General features: G+C 67.0%; 5 protein-coding genes. 4 read left to right on the plus strand and 1 reads right to left on the minus strand.

All coding sequences use genetic code 11. From position 1 onward, the window contains the following. On the minus strand, positions 1 to 910 hold a 910-nt coding region (nudC, locus tag JCM19049_RS11885), incomplete at its 3' end, for an NAD(+) diphosphatase (protein ID WP_054821697.1). A 181-nt stretch (positions 911 to 1,091) separates the two neighbouring features. Between nudC and JCM19049_RS11890 the strand changes: the two genes are divergently transcribed. The 4 genes from JCM19049_RS11890 to JCM19049_RS11905 are packed head-to-tail and all read left to right on the plus strand — an operon-like array spanning position 1,092 to position 2,354. After that, positions 1,092 to 1,400, plus strand: coding sequence for a hypothetical protein (locus JCM19049_RS11890; RefSeq protein WP_054821698.1), 309 nt, complete (start codon positions 1,092 to 1,094; stop codon positions 1,398 to 1,400). Further along, on the plus strand, positions 1,397 to 1,714 hold the full coding sequence (locus tag JCM19049_RS11895) for a hypothetical protein (protein WP_054821699.1): 318 nt from the start codon (positions 1,397 to 1,399) through the stop codon (positions 1,712 to 1,714). The genes JCM19049_RS11890 and JCM19049_RS11895 overlap by 4 nt, the downstream gene beginning before the upstream one ends. Then, positions 1,711 to 1,902 (plus strand): hypothetical protein, encoded by a 192-nt coding sequence (locus JCM19049_RS11900; RefSeq protein ID WP_054821700.1) that lies wholly within the window; start codon positions 1,711 to 1,713, stop codon positions 1,900 to 1,902. The genes JCM19049_RS11895 and JCM19049_RS11900 overlap by 4 nt, the downstream gene beginning before the upstream one ends. Further along, positions 1,893 to 2,354 (plus strand): hypothetical protein, encoded by a 462-nt coding sequence (locus JCM19049_RS11905; RefSeq protein WP_054821701.1) that lies wholly within the window; start codon positions 1,893 to 1,895, stop codon positions 2,352 to 2,354. Before JCM19049_RS11900 ends, JCM19049_RS11905 begins: the two co-directional genes overlap by 10 nt. The last annotated feature ends 21 nt before the right edge of the window (positions 2,355 to 2,375 follow it).

Below are 2,375 nucleotides of genomic sequence, written 5' to 3' on the forward strand. Positions count from 1 at the left end.
CCTCCGGCAGGGGCTGGCCGTACCAGTCGCGGATCAGGGCGTGGGCAATGGAGACCCCGCGCGGGATCTGGATGCTGCCGGCGGCCAGTTCCCGGCCCAGTTCCGCCCGGGAGAACCAGCGCAGGTCCAGGATTTCCAGTCCGTCGGGCACCAGGTCGGTGGTTTGGGCGTGCGCCGTATAGCCAAGCATCAGCGAGCGCGGCAGCGGCCAGGGCTGGGAGCCGCGGTAGTGGCATTCATCAACGCGCACCCCGGATTCCTCGAAGACCTCGCGCCGCACCGCCGATTCGCAGGATTCCCCGGCCTCAACGAAGCCGGCCAGCACCGAGTACACGGCCGTGTTCCAGCGGGCGTTGGCCCCGAGCAGGATCCGGTCCTGGTCATCGATGATGGCCACGATCACCGCCGGGTCGGTGCGGGGAAAGAGCTCATGCCCGTTCTTCACGCATTTAAGCACCCACCCGGCCGTGGTGGGGCGCACGGGGGAACCGCATTCGGGGCAGAAGTTGTAGCTGCGCCGCCAGTTGGTGATCGCCTGGGCGATCAGCATCAGGTGCTGGTGTTCGGGCCGCAGTTGGGTGAACGCGGTGCGCAGGTCCAGCAGCTCGTGGTGGGCCGGGGCCACCTGCTGCGGCAGCAGGGCCACCACGTAGTCGTGTTGCGCCGCGCGCCCCAGGTAGATGTACTCCCCGCCCTCGGGCAGGGTGGAGGATGGGCCAGGCACCAGCGCCAGCCCGCCGGCATCGGCCAGGGCCCTGCCCTCGACCATGCTCATGACCAGGGTGCTCTCACGTTGCAGAACCTGTTGCAGCAGATCCGGTTCATCATATTCGATAATCTGCCGTTCGAACCGGGCCTCCGCGAAGCTCAGGTCCTCCAGGGGCAGGTGGTATTTCTCTGCAAGCGCCATATCTACAACTTTAGGCGTGCTGTCAAAATACGGGTGGTCCCGGGCCCCGGAGTGTGGGCGACCCCATCCTGCTTCCCCCAGGGCCGCAAGGCGCCCCACCGATTTGCGGTGACATACCGTGAGTCTTTGGCCATCAGCACTGTGCCGGTAGTTTACGGTGGAACATGTGAAACGCTCTGCCATGGAACTCGCCGCAATTGCCACCGCAGCAGTGCCCGGTCTCTGCCCGGTTGGCTACGCTGCGTTGTCCGATGACCCCGAAGATTTTGATTCGGCGCTGCTCATCGACGACAAGAAAAACCGTTGGCGGGTGCGTTCGCCCAAACACGATGAGGCCAGCATGCGCTTGGAGGCCGAGCTGTCGGCGCTGCGCGCTTTTTCGGCCAAGGTCCGCGCCGCGCTGCCCTTCGCGCTGCCGGCGATAGCCGGCACCGTCCGCCAGGGACCGCTGCGCACCTTCGTTTACAAGGACCTGCCGGACACGGGGTGATGCTGGAGGACCTGGTGCAGCTGGGTGAACCGCTGGCCCGGGAGCTGGGCAACACGATGGCCGCGATCCACAAGATCCCGGATGAATCGGTGGAGGTCGCCGGGCTGCCCACCTACACGGCCGACGAGGTGCGCCAGCGCAAGCTCAACGAACTGGACACCGCCGCCGCCACCGGCAAGGTGCCCAGCCGGCTGCTGCGCCGTTGGGAGCACGCGATGGAAGACGTGTCGCTGTGGCGGTTTAATGCCGCGGTGGTCCACGGCTCCTTCGATGAGGAGCAGCTGCAGGTGCTGGCAGCCGCATCACCGCCGTGAAGGGGTGGACCGACCTGCACGTGGGCGACCCGGCCGAGGACTTCGCCTGGCTTTCGGCGGTGGAGGATCACGAGTTCGGCGACAAAGTGTTTGCCGCATACATGCAGGCCCGCGCCGACAAGGCCGACCCGCACATCATGCGCCGCGCGGCGCTGAACGCCGAGTTCGCCCTGGCCCAGTGCTGGTGAAGTCCCTGGATTCGAAGGACGATGAACGCATCGCCGACGCCGAGCAGATGCTGCACGAGCTGGATGAGAACATCGCCGAGTACGGCGGCCAGCCGCTGTCCGTGGTTGAGGAGCCGCGACCGGTCAGCTCCGTGTTCGGCAAGCCGCAGCAGGAGCAGGACCCGGCCAACGAGCAGGGCAGCACCGCGCACGGCGAGGATTCAAACACCGCCAGCGCGCCGGATTCCTCCCAACGGGTCTCCAAGCTGCCCGCGCCTGCGCAGGCCCAGCCGGCCGGGGCCGATGAGGCAGCCAAAGATGAGGCAGCCAAGGATGAGGCAGCCAAGGATGAGACCGAAACGGGCCGGGAGGCGGACCAGCAGGAAACTGTGGCCCCCGAAACCGGCGGAACCCACACCGGCTCCACCGCGGCCAAGCAGCCCCCGGCACCGGAGCAGGATTCGACAAATTAGGTCATGGCCCACGGGCGGCCG

It is taken from the genome of Arthrobacter sp. JCM 19049 (assembly GCF_001310435.1).